The following is a 17,673-nucleotide window of genomic DNA, read 5'->3' as shown; positions in this document are numbered from 1 at the left end:
ACCTATATTATTGTCTATATAAACCCCCAATTCTCTTGATAATTCAAAAATTAATACTGATTTTTATCATTCTAATTTTAATAAATAGAAAAAGCAAAATAAATCAATTTTATACGTATTTATACTTAATTATTACTTATTTTTGTCTTACAACTGACAAACAAAGTCCATTACTAAGCTACCCTCAAAAAGATATAGATAATGCAAAATACAGAAATCAAAACTACGTGTTCCTATTGTGGTGTAGGATGCGGAATTATTGTAAAAAATGATTCTAAAAATGGAGTGACGGTTACAGGTGACAAAGATCACCCTGTAAACAGAGGTATGCTTTGCTCAAAAGGGATGAATTTGCATTATGTAGTAAACGATACTAGTGATCGAATACTATATCCCGAAATGAGATGGAGCAAATCGCACCCAAAAGAAAGAGTAAGTTGGGATGACGCATTAGAGCGAGCTGCAGCAGTTTTTACATCTATCATAAAAAAACACGGTCCGGATAGTGTTGGATTTTACATATCAGGACAATGTCTTACCGAGGAATATTATCTAGTAAACAAACTAGTGAAAGGTTTTTTAAAAACAAATAATATAGACACAAACTCTAGACTCTGTATGAGTTCTGCTGTTGTGGGATATAAAAAAACTTTTGGTGAAGACTCTGTTCCAATTGCTTACGCCGACATCGAATTGGCAGACACTTTCTTGATTACTGGAGCAAATCCAGCTTTTTGTCATCCAATTCTTTTTAGAAGATTGGAACAACACAAAGAGAAAAATCCTAAAACAAAAATTATCGTTGTCGATCCAAGAAGAACCGATTCGGCCATAGCTGCAGATTTACATTTACAAATTTTTCCAGGAACCGATGTGGTGTTATACCATGCTATAGGAAAAAGACTTATCGAAAAAGGCTATGTAGATTCTGATTTTGTAAAAAACCATACCGAAAACTACCTACTATACAGAAACTTAGTTATAAATAGTTCTTACGAGAAAGCCTCAAAAGTATGTGGTGTATCCATAAACGACATTTATTTAGCGGCAGAATATATTGGCAAAGCCAAAGGATTTATATCAATGTGGGCCATGGGACTCAATCAAAGTGCTATTGGTGTCGATAAAAATACAGCATTATTAAACCTTTCACTTGTAACAGGGCAAATTGGAAAACCTGGATCTGGACCTTTCTCCTTAACAGGACAACCAAATGCAATGGGCGGTCGAGAAGTAGGCGGAATGGCCAGCTTATTGGCAGTTCACAAAGAATTAAATAATCCAACACATAGAAAAGAAGTAGCAGATTTTTGGGGAGTTGATTCCATTTCTGAAAATCCAGGTCTCACAGCTACAGAAATGTTTGACGCCTTAGAGTCTGGAAAAATGAAAGCAATTTGGATTATTTGTACCAATCCAATGGTAAGTTTACCAGAATCACGTAGAGTTGAAAAAGCTTTACAAAATGCAAAATTTGTAGTTGTTCAAGACATATCCCACAGCTCAGATTCGGCAAAATTTGCCGATTTATTGTTGCCCGCCGCAGGTTGGCTGGAAAAAGAGGGAACCATGACCAATTCTGAACGTCGCATTTCATATCTCCCAAAAGCCATAAATCCTCCTGGTGAAGCTTTATCAGACGTAGAAATTTTACTGAATTTTGCCAAAAAAATGAAATTCTCTGGATTTAATTTCAATAATACCGAAGCCATCTATAAGGAATACTGCCTTATGACCAAAGGCACAAACATCGATATTTCGTATTTAAATTATTCAAGACTAAAAAACGAAGGAACTTTTCAATGGCCAGTTCCAGATTACGGACATAATGGAACACCACGATTGTTTTCGGATAAAAAATTCTTTACTGCTTCTCAAAAAGCTATTTTCAACATCCCAACCCAAATTGAAAACACTTCGGAATCTCCTTCGAATGAATTTCCGTTTATATTAACTACAGGGCGTATTCGAGATCAGTGGCATACGATGACTAAAACAGGTAAAGTATCAAGACTGATGACACATACCCCTAGTCCTGTTCTAGAAATAAATCCAATAGACGCATATAAATCCAACATCAATAACGGTGATATTGTTGTGGTGAGTAGTAAAAATGGCGAAGTACGTGTAAAAGCAACCATTACCGAAACTATAAAAGAGGGAGTTTTATTTTTGCCAATGCATTGGGGAAAACAATTGGACAACGACTTAAACAGAACCAACAATCTAACCAATACGATTATAGATCCAGTATCCAAAGAACCTGATTTTAAATACACTACCGTTTCGGTAAAAAAATACAGTAAACCTTTTCAAAAAATTGCCGTTATTGGCGCAGGAGCAGCTGCATTTCGTTTCATTCAAAATTACAGAGAGCTAAATACTACCGATGAAATTATAGTTTTTTCTAATGAAGAAAACCCGTTCTACAATCGTGTACTATTACCAGAATACATCACAGCCGAATTAACATGGGAAAGTCTTCAAAAAATAAACAACGAAGCCTTAAACCATTTAAATATTACCTTGAGAGCTGGTGTTGCAATCAACAACATAAACTCCACAAATAAAACCATAACTGATAGTCAAAATAAAATACACCAATTTGATATTTTGATTATGGCTACAGGAAGTCGTCCTTTTATACCAGAAAATGCACAATTACACTTACCAGGAAGGTTTACCATTAGAAAAAAGAATGATGCCGATAGATTAAAAGATTATTTAGATAACACAAACGTTCCAGCCGAAGATCAACACGTTGTCATTGTAGGTGGTGGTTTATTAGGACTAGAACTTGCAGCGGCTTTAAAACATAAAAAAGTTAAGATAACAATCATTCAAAGAGCTTCTCGCTTAATGGAACGCCAGCTGGATAGGGTTTCTAGTAAATTATTATCCGAAGAAGTACAATTAAGAGATATTCAAATTTATTTTGACAACGAAGTAAGTACTGTTTTTGAAACTGAAAATGAAAACGAACTAGAAATTGCCTTAAAAAGTGGCCGAATCTTGACGGCCAACGCTATTGTTTACACCATTGGAACCATTCCTAATATAGAATTAGCCAAAGAAACTGGACTAGTTTGTGGTCGCGGGGTCAAAGTAAATCAATATTTACAAACCTCTAATCCGGATATTTTTGCCATTGGCGAAATAGCCGAATTCAACAATCAACTCTTCGGAATAACTTCAGCAGCAGAAGAACAAGCAGATATTTTAGCCAACTTTATAGCTGGAGATATTAGTAGTTATTACAAAGGTTCTATCCTAATGAATATCCTTAAACTTGAAGACATTAATCTTTGCAGTATTGGCAAAATAGAGGTTCCTGAAAATGACGATTCATATGAAGAAATCGTATTTGCTGATTTAGGAAAACGCTATTACAAAAAGTGCATCGTCAAAAACGACTTACTAATTGGAGCAATCCTAATGGGAGACAAAAATGAGTTTGCCGAATTCAAAACCATGATCGAAAGCAAAATCGAATTGGCAGATAAAAGAAACACCTTGTTAAGAGGAAGTTCTGCCGAAGCCAAACCAGTAATCGGGAAACTTGTTTGTTCTTGCAGTCAAGTTGGAAGCGGAAATATTGAAGACTCAATTAGAAGTGGTGTAACCAATTTCACCGAACTATGTAAAACTACTGGAGCTGGATTGGGTTGTGGTAGTTGTAAAACTGAAGTAAAAGAGATTTTGGCAAAGTGCGGATAGATAAAACTAAAATGAATTAAAAGAAAAAAATATGGAATTAACAAGACTCATAGTAAAAGGCGGTGTAATTTCTCCAGGGGAATTACGTGATATTGTAAACATGGGACTAGAGCAAGGCCTAAAAGCAATTTCTTTTGGTTCAAGGCAGGATATTATATTCCCAAAAGATTTCAAAATAAATGATCCAGACAAAACAAGCAAATACCATTTTGTTTATCCAAACGAGAAAAGCGGAAATAACATTGTCTCCTCATATGTATCTACAGATATTTTTAGAAACACACCTTGGTTAACAGGAAACAAATTCCTCTATATCTTAGAACAATTTAAAGAACAACCCGAACTAAAAGTAAATATTACTGACCCACTACAACAACTTGTACCCTTATTTACTGGAAACATAAACTTTATAGCATCGCACCATGAAGATTATTGGTTTTTATATGTTCGCCTTCCAAAATGGGATAAGAAAGAACTTTTCCCCGTTTTAATTTATAGTTGGGATATTGGCAAAATATACTATGAAATCGAGAAAAGTCTTCAAGAAGAACCTGATTCTATTGATATGCTTTTTCAACTTATAAGTCATTTAGATACAAACAACAGAACCATTGACAAACCATTAAATATTCCGTTCTACCCTTTCCCTTATTACGAAGGAATGAACAAGCTTGGAATCGATCAGTACTGGTTAGGACTCTATTGGAGAAACAATCTTTATGATTTACAATTCCTAAAGGAAATGTGTGATTTGTGTTTTGAATGTAAAATTGGAAAAATCTGTATTACTCCTTGGAAATCTTTTATTGTAAAAGGAATTCCAAAAGACCGCAAACTAGACTGGGAAAAATTTTTAGGCAAAAAAGGAATCAATGTACGACATTCATTACTAGAACTTAATTGGCATTTGCCAGTAGCAATGGAATGGGCATTGAATCTAAAAACTTTTTTAGTTAGAACATTAGACCAATTTGACATTAGTACATACGGACTTACTTTTGGGTTATCTGATTACAATAGAGATGGGCATTATTTCACATCGGTAGTTATCGAAAAAAATGAACCTCCAAAAGACTTAGAAGTGCTTAAGATAAGAGACACTTTCAACGTTTTACATGCCAAAAACTTCGACCCAAATACTCGAGAATACATTGTTCATGCTCAAGATGTTGACAAACTAGAATTACCCAATATCCTCATCGAATTAAGTAAAAAATATTTTGATGAATTAGGCACAAGTGTACTCGAATTTCAAAATGCTACAACAAAAAAAGAAACCAAAACATTAGATATACACCAATGTCAAGAATGTTTAACAGTTTACAATTCAGAATATGGAGATGTCATTCAGGGGATAGCAAAAGGTACTCTCTTCAAAGATTTACCCGAAAGTTATTGCTGTTCTTTATGCGAAGCTCCAAAAAGTAATTTCACTCCATTAGTAGAAGTAAGCGTTTAACTGCTTAAATCCAAATAGAAATGAGGTTGTATCAACTTTGAGACAACCTCATTTTTAGAGTTATTTAAGTAAATTCAATTATTTTTTAATAGGTTTATCTATCACAATTCGATCAGGTCTATTGGCTAATTCCCAAGCAATAGCAAAAGCAAATTGAGTTCTTTTTTCTAAAGCATCAAACTCAATTTTATCCACTTCGTCTGTTTTTTCATGATAATCAGCATGAACGCCATTGAATAAAAATATTGAAGGAATACCATGTTTTGCAAAGTTATAATGATCTGAACGCTCGTAAAAATGGTTAGGATCCTTTGGATCATTAAACTTAAAATCTAAATCTAACTTTGTAAACTTTTCATTTTGAGCAACGGCAATGTTGTGCAAATCCGAAGACAATCTATCGGCACCAATAACATAAACATAATTATTAGTATCTGGATGATCAAAATCACGACGACCAATCATATCAATATTAATATCAGCGATTGTATTTGCTAATGGGAAAAGTGGATTTTCAGAATAAAAACGGGAACCGTGCAAACCATGCTCCTCACCAGTTACGTGCAAAAATAAAATAGAACGTTTAGGCCCATGACCGGCTTTTTTAGCTTTTTGGAAAGCTTCAGCCATTTGAAGAATCGCAACAGTTCCAGAACCATCATCATCAGCACCATTATAAACTTCACCATCCTTTACCCCAACATGATCGTAATGTGCCGAAACAACCAAAACTTCTTCAGGTTTTTCAGAACCTTCAATATACGCCCAAATATTCTCTGAATCTGGTAAATTTTGATTTCGTTTGGCATTCAAATATGATGCTGGAACAGCTTGATAATAACTGCTTGCCCCTTTGGGAAATGATATTTTACTTTTTTTATATTGTTCAATAAGATAGTTACCCGCTTTTTTCTGACCTTTAGAACCAGTGTCCCTACCTTCCATTTCATCAGAAGCCACAATAGTTAACTTGGTTTTTAGTTCTTTGGCCGTTATCGTTTTCATAAACTTGACTAACTCAACATTGTCACTGCTCTTTTTTTGTGCAAATGAAGTTAGTGCGGTAATAAACACAAGAAGTGTAAGTGTTTTTTTCATGTAAAAATTATGAGGATTGAATTAATTATTTATTCCAAGGACTTTATTAAAAGTTATAAAAGCAAAAAAATTAAACAAAATAACAACAATTCTATGCCTAAATACAGTAAACTTTCTCTAATCGCATCCTTTTCTTGACAAATATCTAACTATTAATTGATATAAAAAAAACACAAAAGAATGTTTTTTTGTGTTTTTCATCTCAACAACCTATTGAAATACATTTTATAAAGTCACATTTCGTTTGAAAGCGCAGCCCAACTCTATTAAAGATTCCGTTTTAGAGATGCCAGGAATAGAATCGATTTTCTCATAAAGCAAACGTCTCATATGCTCGTGATCCTTGGCAATCATTCGAATATATAACGTATAGGAACCTGTAATATAATAGCATTCAGTTATTTCAGGAATCAATTTTAGAGCTTCGATAACATTTTCAGAATCTTGATCTTTTTTTAATGTAATACCAGTAAAAGTAGCCCAATCATAGCCAACTTTTTTTTCGTCTAAAACAGGTTTAATTCCAGAAATTATTCCTTGCTCCATCAATCGGTTGATGCGTTGATGCACCATTGTATTTGAAATTTTTAAATTGTTAGCTATAGCCGAAAAAGCCATCCTACCGTCTTTTTCTAACTCTTTTATGATATTGATGTCAAATTCATCTAATATTTCCATATTATGCTTTATTAAAGTTAAATTCACTTTTATTTGCAATAAAAGTAATCGTTTTTTATTTGTTTTGAAGATTTTCTACCTAATCAAGCATTAAAATAACAATATGACTTATTTTTGTTACAAAAAAATATATTATTTCCTTAAAACACATCTATAAAAGTCAAATTTACTTTTTTATTTGCAAAATAAAAAACATTACTTATTTTTGTAAGTATATAAAACCAAATACATTATGACACATTCAACTCAACAACTTTCTTCAAAATCTGAAATTTTAATAGAAAAAGAGAACCAATACGGCGCTCATAACTATCATCCGCTACCCGTAGTTTTAGAAAAAGGTGAAGGAGTTTTTGTTTGGGATGTTGACGGAAAAAAATACTATGATTTTTTATCTGCTTATTCAGCCGTAAACCAAGGGCATTGTCACCCCAAAATTATTGGTGCCATGACCGAACAAGCTCAAAAACTTACATTGACTTCACGTGCGTTTTATAATGACCAATTGGGAAATTATGAGGAATACGTTACAAAATATTTTGGTTTCGATAAAGTACTACCTATGAATACAGGTGCCGAAGCTGTTGAAACCGCTTTGAAATTATGTCGAAAATGGTCATACGAAGTAAAAGGAATTCCAGAAAATCAAGCCCAAATTATTGTATGCGAAAATAATTTTCACGGAAGAACCACTACTATAATTTCATTTTCAAATGATGAAAGTGCTAGGAAAAGTTTTGGGCCATTTACCGAAGGGTTCATCAAAATACCTTATGATAATATTGAAGCTCTGGAAAAAGCTTTACAATCATCGAACAAAATTGCGGGTTTTTTAGTAGAACCCATTCAAGGTGAAGCTGGAGTTTATGTACCAAGCGAAGGTTTTTTGGCAAAAGCCAAAGCACTTTGCGAAGCTCATAATGTATTATTCATCGCCGATGAAGTCCAGACAGGAATAGCAAGAACAGGTAAATTATTAGCGGTACATCATGAAAATGTACAACCTGACATTTTGATTTTAGGAAAAGCAATTTCTGGAGGAGTATATCCTGTATCAGCCGTTTTGGCCAATAACGAAATAATGAATGTTATTAAACCGGGGCAACATGGATCTACTTTTGGTGGAAATCCCATTGCGGCTGCTGTAGCTATTGCTGCGCTTGAAGTGGTAAGAGAAGAAAACTTATCTGAAAATGCAGAGAAACTAGGAAATATTTTAAGAAACGGATTGAATGAAATCGCAAAACGAAACCCTTTAATCGAATTGGTTCGAGGCAAAGGTTTACTTAATGCAATTGTTATCAACAGTGATGAAGAATCGGATTTAGCTTGGAATATCTGTCTTCGCTTCAGAGATTACGGATTATTGGCCAAGCCCACCCACGGAAATAAAATTCGTTTTGCGCCACCATTGGTAATTACAGAATCGCAAATTCAGGAATGTCTTATCATTATAGAAAAAGCATTAAACGACTTCAAATAATTTCATGTTAACAGCAACCTTTTTCATCAAGAGCCTTAAATTTCTACAACTTTAAGGCTTTTTTTGTGCTACTTTTTGCGTGAGAGATTGTCCCGATTTTTTATCGGGAAGCGGGAACGTAAAGCCCGACCCACCCTTTTTGTTGGGGTACGCCCCAAAAAAAACTTTCATTTCTAAATCTTGCAAAAGTCCGAAAACGATTGATTTACACGATATAACAATTCTTTTCTTCCAAATAATTTATTTTAAAAATTATTTTGAAGTTTAGAGATTGAGTTTTGAAATAAGTACTTATATTTGTATAAGTATTTATACTTAGTTATCTAAAAATTCAATCCTTAAAACTCTGAAAAATGATACCAACAAACAATCCAAAATTGACAATAGTAGGAGCTGGACCAGGTGATGCAGAATTGATTACCTTGAAAGCAATTAAAGCATTGGAAAGTGCAAATGTTGTATTATACGATGCCTTAGTAAACGAAGAATTACTGCAATATGCTCCGCAGGCCGAAATTATTTTTGTAGGTAAAAGGATAGGATGCCACGCTTACAGTCAAGATCAAATAAATGATTTAATTGTAGTAATGGCTAAAAAACATGGTCATGTGGTACGCCTAAAAGGAGGTGACCCCTTTGTTTTTGGAAGAGGTAGTGAAGAAATAGACTTTGCACACCAATTTGGTATTGAAACAGCAATTGTCCCTGGCATATCATCCGCATTGGGAGTACCTGCTTCTAACGGTATAAGTTTGACACAAAGAAAAGTTTCGGAAAGTTTCTGGGTGATTACTGGAACTACTTCCGATCATAAATTATCCAAAGATGTCAATTTGGCTTCTCAATCATCGGCCACAGTTGTTATCTTAATGGGAATGAATAAACTGGATGAAATTGTGACATTGTTCCAAAAAAACAGAACTGATGATTTACCAATTGCAATTATTCAGAATGGTACTCAAGCAACACAAAAAAAAGTGATTGGCACAATTAGCACCATAAAAACACTAGTTGAAAAACATCAAATGGCTTCGCCTGCAATAATAGTTATTGGTGAGGTTGTACGAAACATTTCAAGACTAACCTCCTATATCGAAGAAGAATTAGCTTTAACCCCAACTTGGGAAGACGAATTTATTTTGCAAAATCTAAATGAAGTGTTATGATTAAGATTAAATATTTTGGAGCCTTAGTAGCCCGCACTAGAAGACGTGGCGAAAAAATCTATTTTTCAGATTTAAAACTCAGCAAATTATTAATTGAATTAGAACAAAAGTACAAACTCAATGGATTCCCTTTTAGTGTTGCTGTAAACCAAAAAATAATGGATCGGTTTTCGAACTTGATTCTTAAAAACAATGACGTTGTGGCTTTATTACCAGCTAACATCGAAAGTTAATTATGGTTTTGTTAGAAAAATTCTTAAAAACAACAATTCCTTCTTCATTTACTCCAAAAATAAAGTAGTTTCGTTGTAGCCATATAAATAAATACCATACATTTGAAATACTTAATCCAATAGTTATTACAAAGAACAAAATGAGGAATTTTATTGCAAGCGTAGTGATTGCGAGCGTATGCTTTAGTGTTAGCGGCCAATCTATTGACAAAACGATTACTATTAAAGAAGTTAGCCGAATCGAGAAAATACTTTCGGCCAATGATATGCAAGGAAGGAGAACTTTTACTCCTGGAATCGATAAAGCCTCTGCTTTTATAGAATCTGAATTTAAGAGTACTGGCTTACACCCTCTTGCAGGTTTAAGTAATTTCAGGCAAGAGTTTGAAATGACTACCTCTGAAAACAATTCAACAAAAATCATAATCGACGGAAAAGAAATAGACAACAATCAAATTGTCAGTTTTTCTTATCTATCAAAAGTTTCTTTAACCGAAAAAAATGATATAAAGGTTGTAAAAATCAACAAAGGAGATCATTTTGGAAAAAAATTCAATGAATATTATAGTAACAGTACCCAAAATTATTTGGTTTTGATTGATGATTCATTCAAAAACATCTTACCAAGAATCCAGCATATCGAAAAAATCACAACTAATCCTGGAGAAAATAGTGTTGTATTTGTTTTTGGGGCTCAGGAAGCAACAACTTTTTCGATAGACTTAACCAATACAATTGCAAAAAAAACATTGAATAATGTAGTTGGAGTTCTTCCTGGCAAAAGTAAACCTAATGAATATGTCATATTTTCTGCTCACCATGACCACTTAGGCACTGGAGCCCCCGAAGAAGGAATGCCACATCCAACTAATGATTCCATTTATAATGGAGCTAATGATGATGCAGCTGGATGTACAGCAGTGATAATGTTAGCAAACTATTTCAAGAAATTAAACAACAACGAACGAACTATCATCTTTACCACTTTTACTGCCGAAGAATTAGGTGGTTTTGGCTCTAAATTTTTCTCAAAACAGCTACCTCCAGATCAAGTAATTGCTATGTTTAATTTGGAAATGATTGGAACAGAGTCAAAATGGGGAAAAAATTCTGCTTATATAACAGGATTCGAAAAATCAAATTTTGGTCAAATACTGCAAAAGAATTTAGAAAAAACAAATTTCAAATTTTATCCAGATCCCTACCCAGATCAACAATTATTTTATCGCTCTGATAATGCAACTTTAGCAAAATTAGGAGTTCCTGCGCATACAATCTCAACTTCAAAAATGGATAGTGAAAAAAACTACCATACAGCCGATGATGAATTTGAAACATTGGACATTCCCAATATGACCGAAATTATCAAAGCAATTGCTTTAAGTTCTTCTACAATTATTAGCGGAAAAGACACCCCAAACAGAGTAGATACAACACTGTTACGATAATACATCCTTAATACAAAACCTAAAAACTAATCTGATGTCTATTGAAATCAGGTTAGTTTTTTGTTTAAAACCTATTTTGATTCAGATTTTTAGATCGAACTATTCTTCGTTAATAACCAATTTGTATGTTGGATCTTCTAAAATATTGACTTCGATAATTGCTTCTGCATTTTTAAGTAAACGAATACAATCAGAGCTTAAATGTTTCAAATGCACTTTTTTGCCCACTTTATAATATTTATTTGTCAATGTATTCAAAGCCTCAATTGCGGACATATCGACAACTCGACTTTCGGCAAAATTTATGATAACTTCTTTAGGATCATTTAAAACATCAAATTTTTCAGAAAAACCAGTTATAGAACCAAAAAACAATGGGCCATAAATTTCATAATGCTTAATCCCATTTTCATCAATGTACTTTCTTGCTCTTATGCGCTTGGCATTGTCCCAAGCAAAAACAAGGGCTGAAACTACAACTCCAATTAACACCGCCAAGGCCAAATTATGAAGAAAAACAGTAATCAACATTACTATAATCATCACAACAATATCCGATTTTGGCATTCGTTTAAAAATTTTCAAACTCGCCCATTCAAAGGTCCCAATAGCAACCATAATCATCACTCCTGTTAATGCGGCCACTGGCAATTTTCCAATAACCGGAGCTCCTACTAAAATAATTATCAAAATGGTCAGTGAAGCAATAATTCCCGAAAGTCTTGCTCTGGAACCTGCAGATAGATTAACCAAAGTTTGGGCAATCATTGGACAACCACCCATTCCGAAGAAAAAACCATTTAAAAGATTGGCGCCACCTTGAGCCAAACATTCTCTATTACTATTTCCTTTGGTAGCGGTTATTTCGTCAACAAGATTAAGGGTTAATAGGCCTTCGGTGAGTCCAACAGCAGCCATAATCAAAGCAAATGGAAAAATAATTTGAAACGTTTCAAAATTCATTGGGAAATTTGGAACATGAAATGGCGGTAAACCACCGCTCACAGAAGCAATATCTTCTACTTGTTTGGTGTCGATATTAAAAAGTAAAACGACCGCAAAAACAATGAGAATAGCAACTAATGATGAAGGTATAACTTTAGTAATTCTAGGAAATACTAATACAATAGCGATTGTTAAAGTCACCAAGCCAAACATAATCATAAAAGGAGTTCCTGTAAGCCAAGCAACTTGTCCATTGACAACTGTTTTGAATTGTTCTAATTGTGACATAAAAATAACGATAGCCAAACCGTTTACAAATCCATACATCACAGGCTGTGGCACTAACCGAATAAATTTACCCAGTTTAAACAATCCAACAGCTATTTGAATTATTCCCGCCAATGCAATAGCGCCAAAAACGTATTCTATTCCGTGTGATTTCATCAGGGCAATCAAAACGATAACAGTAGCTCCTGCCCCACCAGATATCAAACCAGGACGTCCTCCAAAAATAGAAGTTACAAACCCCATTATAAAAGCGCCGTACAACCCTACTAAAGGAGGCAAACCTGCCAAAATTGCAAAGGACAACGATTCCGGAATCATGGTCATAGCCACTGTTAAACCAGCCAAAATTTCGGTTTTATAATTCACCTTTTGAGACAAATCAAATAAGTTGAAAAAAAATTTCATATTAAAGTCAAATAATTTATAAAGTGGTAAAAATCATTTCGTAAGAACATCAAATTGGGTAAAAACCAATTAATTAATTTGTTGAAAATTCAAATAATTTTATAGTAGTAAAACAATCAGATTTTTTGAGTCAGTTTTTTTTGAGTTAGAATTCGCAAAAATAAAGCTTTTAAATAAAGAAACAACTAGTGAATTATTGGGTGATTGATATAACTTTGTTCTCTGAAAAAAAACCTAACATGAATATCAAACTTATCGCTATCGGAAAAACCGACAATAAATCATTGCAAACCTTAATTGACGATTATACCAAGCGTTTGTCTTTTTATATCAAATTTGAATTAGAAATTATCCCCGACATCAAAAATGTCAAAAACTTATCAGAAAGTCAGCAGAAAGAAAAAGAAGGCGAGCTTATTCTATCTAAAATAACCCCAACCGATCAACTTATTTTATTAGACGAAAACGGAAAGACTTTTTCCAGTGTAGCTTTTTCATCAGAATTGCAAAAAAAAATGAACTCTGGAATCAAAACATTGGTTTTTGTAATTGGTGGTCCGTACGGATTTTCGGAAACAGTTTATGCTAAAGCAAATGGTAAAATTTCGCTTTCATTAATGACTTTTTCACACCAAATGGTGCGTTTATTTTTTATAGAGCAATTGTACCGCGGATTTACAATCTTGAGAAACGAACCTTATCATCATCAATAAAAAAGATCCCGATTCACTTTAAATCACACAACTAAAAAGAGAAACATGAGCTTTATTAATAAATAAATTCTTTAGGCACTTCGGTAGTAAATGTATTTAATTTTCTAAGTAAAATTTTGGTCTGAATATATTCGCCGTAGGACATATTTTTATCGAATAATAAAGAGATATTAGGTTTAAGCATGTGGTCAAGACCGTAAACATAATCTACCACTTCACTTTTTTTTACCAACTCCTCGTCAACCACCACCATATTGCTTCCTTTTGTAATTTTTATAACCATATCCTTTTCTGATGGTTCCCCTATTGTATAAAAAACATCTGTAAAAGGCAAAAATGCTAAGTTTTTCCCCACAGTATCGGCATACGAATAATAATTCTGAGCTGCTTCATTTTTGTGTGCACTGTCGCCACGTTTTTTTTCCTGTAATTTTATCACTTCGGGAATTACTAATCTCAATGGTAATCTCTTATCTATATTCAAGATCCAATTGGTCGTACTGATACTGTTACTACGATTTACCTCAGTCAGAGTATCTTTGTCTTCAACTCTAAAAAACATATAAATAGGCGAAAGATCTTTTACTTCTTTGACAATAGTTTCGTTTGCTTTTGGCAACAAAACATCTTCTTTATTTCCACATGAAAAAATAGACAATAGTACGATTCCAAATAAATATTTCATTCTTACGTTTTCAATTTAAACACTTAGCATTTTAGAATACAACTGAACACATTCTACAGCTTCTTTAACATCATGAACCCTCAGAATTTTTGCTCCTTTGGTTAGTGCAATCGTATTCATAAAAGTCGTTCCGTTTAATGCTTGATCAGCGTTAATTTCTAATGTTTTATAAATCATAGACTTTCTAGAAACACCAACTAACATTGGTAATTCGAGCATTTTAAACAAGTCTAATTTATGCATCAATTCATAATTTTGTTCCAATGTTTTTGCAAAACCAAAACCTGGATCTACAATTAAATCGTTTATACCAAAAGATCTTGCCGTTGCAATTCTTTCCGAAAAGTAATACAAAATATCTTTAATCATATCATCATACTGTGTTAAAGTTTGCATAGTCTGTGGAGTCCCTTTCATATGCATCATAATATAAGGTATCTGATATTGGGCTATTGTTTCGAACATTTTGTCATCTAGTTTTCCGGCAGAGATATCATTAATTATCGCTGCACCATTATCGATACAAGCTTTGGCTACACCTGCTCTAAAAGTATCAATTGATAAAAAAATATCTGGAAAATGCTTTTGTAACAAATTCACTACAGGCAAAATCCTGTCTATTTCTTCATTTTCCGAAACAAATTCGGCGTTTGGTTTACTCGAATATGCTCCCACATCAATAAAAGTAGCACCTTCATCTAACATTTTTTCAACCCTAGACAATAATTCGCTTTCGTTTTTATATTTTCCACCATCAAAAAAAGAATTTGGGGTAATATTCAAAATCCCCATAACTTTTGGAGTGGTTAAATCGATGAGTTGTCCTTTGCAGTTCATTCTAATCCTATCCGTTTAAAGTTTATTTGCTTAAAGTTTAAAGTTGCAGAAAAGCTTACGTCAATAACTTTAAACTCTTAAACATTTTTGCTATTTTTGAAAACAATTTTACACAAATATACACCAATAATGAAGAAAACTTCACAAGAATTTGACAAGGTAATCAACGTTTGTCGAACCCTTTTTATCAATAAAATGACAGATTACGGTAGTGCTTGGCGTATTTTGAGACTTCCATCACTAACCGATCAAATTTTTATAAAAGCACAACGCATCAGAAGTTTACAAGAAAATGAAATTCGAAAAATCGACGAAGACGAAAGCGGAGAATTTATCGGAATCATTAATTATTCTATCATGGCTTTAATACAATTAGAGTTAGGTGTAGTCGATCAACCTGATTTAGATACAGCAAAAGCAACCGAACTTTACGATGAAAAAGTAGCATTGACCAAAAAATTAATGGAAAACAAAAACCATGATTATGGTGAAGCTTGGCGCGAAATGCGAATCAGTTCACTTACCGATTTAATTCTGCAAAAATTACTACGCGTAAAACAAATTGAAGACAACAAAGGAAAAACGCTAGTTTCTGAAGGAATCGATGCCAATTATCAAGACATGATTAATTATTCGGTTTTTGCTTTAATACTTATGGATAAAAAATAATTCCACTATTAAAATAACACCCCAAAAAATGAAAAATATTATTACTCAATTCTCCAGGATTTTTGTCGGAGTACTGTTCATAATCTCAGGCTTAATAAAACTCAACGATCCAATAGGTTTCTCCTATAAGCTAGCAGAATATTTTAGTGAACCCGTTTTTAACATGCCCTTTTTTGTACCATTTTCATTGGCTATTGCAATATTTATAGTAATCCTTGAAGTAGTTTTGGGAGTAATGTTACTCATTGGTTATAAATCTAAACTAACAATTTGGTTATTATTACTAATGATTATCAAATTTACATTCTTAACTTTTTATTCAGCCTATTACGATGTGGTTAAAGATTGTGGTTGTTTTGGAGATGCCCTACATCTTACCCCTTGGCAGTCTTTTGGCAAAGATGTAATTCTATTATTTTTCATATTGATTTTGTTCGTAAACATGAAATTAGTGCAACCTCTTTTTTCGAATAAAATTCAAAATGCACTGGCAATAACAACCCTTATATTATGTGCTTTTATGGGATTTTGGGTTATCAACCACCTGCCTTTAAAAGATTTTCGCCCTTACCAAGTAGGCACTAATATCCAAAAAGGAATGGAGATACCAGAAGGTGCTCCAAAATCAGTAGTGGAAATGATTTTCATTTACAATGTAAATGGAGTCAACAAAGAATTTAGCGAAAAAGATCTAGCCAATATCCCAGCTGGAGCAACATTTGTAGATCGAAAAGACAAAGTCATCACCGAGGGTTACGTCCCTCCTATCCATGATTTTGTTATGGAAAAAGATGGATCTGACTATAAAGACGAACTCCTTCAAGAGCCAAAATTACTGATGATTGTTGCCTATGATTTCACTCTTGCCAACGCTGACGGTCTTGCAAAAGCAGAAATACTAAACCAAAAAGCAACCGCAAAAGGATACAAAGTAATTGGTATGACTGCATCTACCAATGAAGAAATTGCAAAAATCAAGAAACAATACGGTATCACATTCGATTTTTATTTCTGCGATGCTATTCCGCTAAAAACTATCGAAAGAGCCAATCCAAGTTTTGTTATTCTTGAAAAAGGAACTATAAAACAAAAAGTACATTACAACGACATTGACGATTTAGTTTTTTAATTATAATATACAAACAACCAAACAACCTTGTAGAAAATAGAATTCCTACAAGGTTGTTGTTTTTTTGATAAGCCAACAAACTAAAACAAAAAAATATTAACTATAACGATATTGTAATTGTTTTTAGATTGAATTGCCTTAAAATTATAAAAACCGCTTCACCATTTTACAATTCTTTAATTAACTTTGTAAAAACTTATTTTAAATGAAAAAAATAGCATTATTGATTATTGCTTTTGTAACATTTTCGTGTTCACAAGCTCAGAAAACTGAATTTTCAAAAACAGCACTTTCTGAAACTTTATTAGCTACAGATGGTAAACAAATCAAATTTCAAGACATTCTAAAATCACAAAAAGGAAAAACAACTGTTATCGAAATTTGGGCTTCTTGGTGTGGAGATTGTATCAAAGCAATGCCAAAACTAAAAGAACTACAAGCTAACAATCCAGATGTATCTTATGTTTTTATTTCTATGGATAAAACAGCTGAGAAATGGAAAATTGGGATCGAAAAACACCAATTAACAGGATTACAATTTATGGCCAATGATGGAATGAAAGGTACTTTTGGTCAAGCAATCGACTTAGATTGGATTCCGAGATACATAATAATTGACAAAAAAGGAAAAATAGTTACCTATCGCGCTATCGAAACCGACTTTGATCAAATCAACGAAACTTTAAAAAAATTACAAACTAATTAATATACAAAAACTAA

The 17,673-nt window shown here is 33.2% G+C and carries 15 protein-coding genes; 10 read left to right on the top strand and 5 right to left on the bottom strand.

The genetic code is table 11. The features are described 5' to 3' along the window. Positions 1-201: 201 nt before the first annotated feature. Both ABEB18_RS12800 and ABEB18_RS12795 read left to right on the top strand, forming a co-directional pair. On the top strand, positions 202-3,717 hold the full coding sequence (locus ABEB18_RS12800) for a molybdopterin-dependent oxidoreductase (protein ID WP_348799698.1): 3,516 nt from the start codon (positions 202-204) through the stop codon (positions 3,715-3,717). Between the two features lie 31 nt (positions 3,718-3,748). Then, a complete protein-coding gene (locus ABEB18_RS12795; protein ID WP_348799697.1) occupies positions 3,749-5,176 on the top strand; it encodes a rubredoxin in 1,428 nt (475 codons plus the stop codon). 78 nt (positions 5,177-5,254) lie between these two features. On the opposite strand, the gene ABEB18_RS12790 is transcribed toward ABEB18_RS12795, so the two are convergent. Together ABEB18_RS12790 and ABEB18_RS12785 are read right to left on the bottom strand one after the other, a co-directional pair. Continuing rightward, positions 5,255-6,274 (bottom strand): M28 family peptidase, encoded by a 1,020-nt coding sequence (locus tag ABEB18_RS12790; RefSeq protein WP_348799696.1) that lies wholly within the window; start codon positions 6,272-6,274, stop codon positions 5,255-5,257. A 225-nt stretch (positions 6,275-6,499) separates the two neighbouring features. Continuing rightward, positions 6,500-6,952, bottom strand: coding sequence for an Lrp/AsnC family transcriptional regulator (locus tag ABEB18_RS12785; protein ID WP_348799695.1), 453 nt, complete (start codon positions 6,950-6,952; stop codon positions 6,500-6,502). A gap of 232 nt (positions 6,953-7,184) precedes the next feature. On the opposite strand from ABEB18_RS12785, the gene rocD reads away from it, so the two are divergent. From rocD to ABEB18_RS12765, 4 genes are all read left to right on the top strand, one after another. Beyond that, positions 7,185-8,435 carry an ornithine--oxo-acid transaminase gene (rocD, locus tag ABEB18_RS12780; RefSeq protein ID WP_348799694.1) on the top strand — a complete coding sequence of 417 codons (1,251 nt, stop codon included), beginning with the start codon at positions 7,185-7,187 and terminating at the stop codon, positions 8,433-8,435. A gap of 353 nt (positions 8,436-8,788) precedes the next feature. After that, positions 8,789-9,601, top strand: coding sequence for a uroporphyrinogen-III C-methyltransferase (gene cobA / locus ABEB18_RS12775; protein ID WP_348799693.1), 813 nt, complete (start codon positions 8,789-8,791; stop codon positions 9,599-9,601). Further along, a complete protein-coding gene (locus ABEB18_RS12770) occupies positions 9,598-9,834 on the top strand; it encodes a MoaD/ThiS family protein (protein ID WP_348799692.1) in 237 nt (78 codons plus the stop codon). Before cobA ends, ABEB18_RS12770 begins: the two co-directional genes overlap by 4 nt. Before the next feature lie 140 nt (positions 9,835-9,974). Then, on the top strand, positions 9,975-11,282 hold the full coding sequence (locus ABEB18_RS12765; protein WP_348799691.1) for a M28 family peptidase: 1,308 nt from the start codon (positions 9,975-9,977) through the stop codon (positions 11,280-11,282). Positions 11,283-11,381: 99 nt separating this feature from the next. Here the strand turns inward: ABEB18_RS12765 and ABEB18_RS12760 are convergent, their stop codons facing one another. Continuing rightward, positions 11,382-12,920, bottom strand: a complete 1,539-nt coding sequence (locus ABEB18_RS12760; protein ID WP_348799690.1) for a SulP family inorganic anion transporter — start codon at positions 12,918-12,920, stop codon at positions 11,382-11,384. 239 nt (positions 12,921-13,159) lie between these two features. Between ABEB18_RS12760 and rlmH the strand changes: the two genes are divergently transcribed. After that, positions 13,160-13,633, top strand: coding sequence for a 23S rRNA (pseudouridine(1915)-N(3))-methyltransferase RlmH (gene rlmH, locus ABEB18_RS12755; protein WP_348799689.1), 474 nt, complete (start codon positions 13,160-13,162; stop codon positions 13,631-13,633). Positions 13,634-13,688: 55 nt separating this feature from the next. On the opposite strand, the gene ABEB18_RS12750 is transcribed toward rlmH, so the two are convergent. Together ABEB18_RS12750 and folP are read right to left on the bottom strand one after the other, a co-directional pair. Next, positions 13,689-14,318, bottom strand: a complete 630-nt coding sequence (locus tag ABEB18_RS12750) for a hypothetical protein (RefSeq protein ID WP_348799688.1) — start codon at positions 14,316-14,318, stop codon at positions 13,689-13,691. Positions 14,319-14,333: 15 nt separating this feature from the next. Further along, positions 14,334-15,161: a dihydropteroate synthase gene (folP, locus tag ABEB18_RS12745; RefSeq protein WP_348799728.1), complete on the bottom strand. Its 828-nt coding sequence runs from the start codon at positions 15,159-15,161 to the stop codon at positions 14,334-14,336. A 123-nt stretch (positions 15,162-15,284) separates the two neighbouring features. Here folP and ABEB18_RS12740 point away from each other — a divergent pair, with 123 nt between their 5' ends. The 3 genes from ABEB18_RS12740 (at position 15,285) to ABEB18_RS12730 (ending at position 17,659) form a co-directional block, all read left to right on the top strand. Then, complete coding sequence (locus ABEB18_RS12740) at positions 15,285-15,824, top strand: DUF1599 domain-containing protein (RefSeq protein WP_348799687.1); 540 nt, start codon at positions 15,285-15,287, stop codon at positions 15,822-15,824. Between the two features lie 28 nt (positions 15,825-15,852). Then, positions 15,853-16,953: a BT_3928 family protein gene (locus ABEB18_RS12735; protein WP_348799686.1), complete on the top strand. Its 1,101-nt coding sequence runs from the start codon at positions 15,853-15,855 to the stop codon at positions 16,951-16,953. 205 nt (positions 16,954-17,158) lie between these two features. After that, the gene (locus tag ABEB18_RS12730; protein ID WP_348799685.1) at positions 17,159-17,659 is read left to right on the top strand and encodes a TlpA family protein disulfide reductase; all 501 of its coding nucleotides are present in this window, start codon (positions 17,159-17,161) and stop codon (positions 17,657-17,659) included. The last annotated feature ends 14 nt before the right edge of the window (positions 17,660-17,673 follow it).

The sequence above is a fragment of the Flavobacterium adhaerens genome (assembly GCF_040045115.1).
GTDB classification, from domain to species: Bacteria; Bacteroidota; Bacteroidia; order Flavobacteriales; family Flavobacteriaceae; genus Flavobacterium; species Flavobacterium adhaerens.
This window is presented reverse-complemented; position numbering and strand designations above follow the sequence as displayed.